The organism is uncultured Pelagimonas sp., assembly GCF_947498515.1.
In the GTDB taxonomy this organism is placed as follows: Bacteria; Pseudomonadota; Alphaproteobacteria; order Rhodobacterales; family Rhodobacteraceae; genus Pelagimonas.
In genome coordinates, this window is sequence record NZ_CANMKO010000031.1 from 1 (window position 1) to 1,676 (window position 1,676).

At 55.6% G+C, this 1,676-nt stretch carries 3 protein-coding genes; all 3 read left to right on the top strand.

The window, feature by feature from the left end; genetic code table 11:
- Positions 1 to 526: 526 nt before the first annotated feature.
- Entirely contained in the window at positions 527 to 1,219 is a 693-nt protein-coding gene (locus Q1A43_RS22365) for a ParA family protein (protein WP_299939051.1), read from the top strand.
- Positions 1,219 to 1,527 carry a hypothetical protein gene (locus tag Q1A43_RS22370; protein ID WP_299939053.1) on the top strand — a complete coding sequence of 103 codons (309 nt, stop codon included), beginning with the start codon at positions 1,219 to 1,221 and terminating at the stop codon, positions 1,525 to 1,527. Before Q1A43_RS22365 ends, Q1A43_RS22370 begins: the two co-directional genes overlap by 1 nt.
- 72 nt (positions 1,528 to 1,599) lie before the next feature.
- On the top strand, positions 1,600 to 1,676 hold a 77-nt coding region (locus tag Q1A43_RS22375), incomplete at its 3' end, for a hypothetical protein (RefSeq protein ID WP_146735120.1).

The following is a 1,676-nucleotide window of genomic DNA, read 5'->3' on the forward strand; positions in this document are numbered from 1 at the left end:
CCCTGCCCCTGCCCCTGCCCCTGCCCCTGCCCCTGCCCCTGCCCCTGCCCCTGCCCCTGCCCCTGCCCCTGCCCCTGAAGGGTTTGTGGGGTGGCCGCCTATAGCAATGGGTTTTATTACCGGGCTTCGCACTCGACGGTGATCTTAGTTTCTCGACATCTATAAGGACTGAACTCAAGATGTTTTGCCCCCTGTTCGGCGCGACATTGGGGCTTGGCTCTCCAAATATGAGCTTGCGTCGATTGGTGTGGTGCGATGATTGCAGGAGGGGATCAAGCGGGTTGCAGCGCCAGATACCCTAAGCTACCCAATGGTACCACAAGGGAGCTACCCCAAAGAGCTTGAATACAAAGGGAAATCTGCATGGGTACCAAGTGCTACGGTAGGATACCCTATCCAAAGGTAGTGTCTGGTACCTTTCCCTACCTTAAGGTTTCCCTTGGTAGCGCGCCGTAACTTATGGTACGGTAAGGTAGAGTTCCGCAAAGGGACCAATAATGAGCAGATAAAAAACAGGACTTCACTCATGCCAGTGATTGCATTCGCCAATTCCAAAGGCGGAAGTGGCAAGACGACCAGCGCTTTGTTGCTGGCCCAAGCCCTTTCCGCCCATCGTCCCACCACCATCATCGATGCCGACCCGCGCCATCCGATCACCACTTGGGCGGAAAAGCCCGGTCGACCGGATAGCTTGAGCGTGGTCACAAATACGTCGGAAAAGACCATTCTTGACGAAATCGAAGCGGCCGCCGCGCGTGACCCATTTGTGATTATTGACCTCGAGGGTACGGCGTCGCGTCTGATGTCTTATGCCATTAGCCAAGCTGACCTTGTGGTCATCCCGATGAAGGAACAACAACAAGACGCGTTAGCGGCCCTTGATGTTATTCAGGAGATCCACCGTGACATGAAGGCGACCCGCCGCAAGATCCCTTATTCGGTGCTATTCACCCAAAGTCGCGCCGCAGTGAAATCGCGCACGGCCCGCCACATCTCGGCGCAGTTCCGCGACAATGACCATATCGACACGTTCGTAACCGAAGTGCATGAACGAGATGCCTTTGCCGCGATGTTCTCGATGGGGGGCACGGTTGCGGGCATGGATAAGAAGCTGGTCAATGGGCTGCCCAATGCGATGGCCAATATCGAAGCCTTGCGCGCCGAGGTGATCGCTAAATTGCGTGCGATCCGCGATGCCGAACAGGGGAGGGCGGCCTGATGAGCGAACGCGAAGCCCTAGCTATTCCAGCCTTTGACGACGATCTCGATGATTTCGCACCGCGCGCCGGTGCCACAGTAGGGCAGGGGGCCTTGGCACCCAAACACGCCCCCAGAGCCGCCGACACTCGCAAAGCTGTTGATGCCGTGTCGCGCTTTCCATCGCGTGAAGCGTCTTCAGATGGTCAACTGAACCTCAAAGGTCCTCAACATGTTTTGGATCGCTTCAAAACCATGTGCAAAGCGGATCGGCGCGCCTATTACGACATGCTTGAAATCTTGATGGATCGGTATGAGGGGGCGTCATAGCGCTTGCTTAAATGAGCGTGATCTGAAATGTAGCCCCGGCATTTTAGCGCATCTTTTTCAAGGAATTCATTGATGAAAATCGCAATGATCGGCACGGGCTATGTGGGTCTGGTTTCTGGCGTCTGTTTTTCGGATTTTGGGCACGAAGT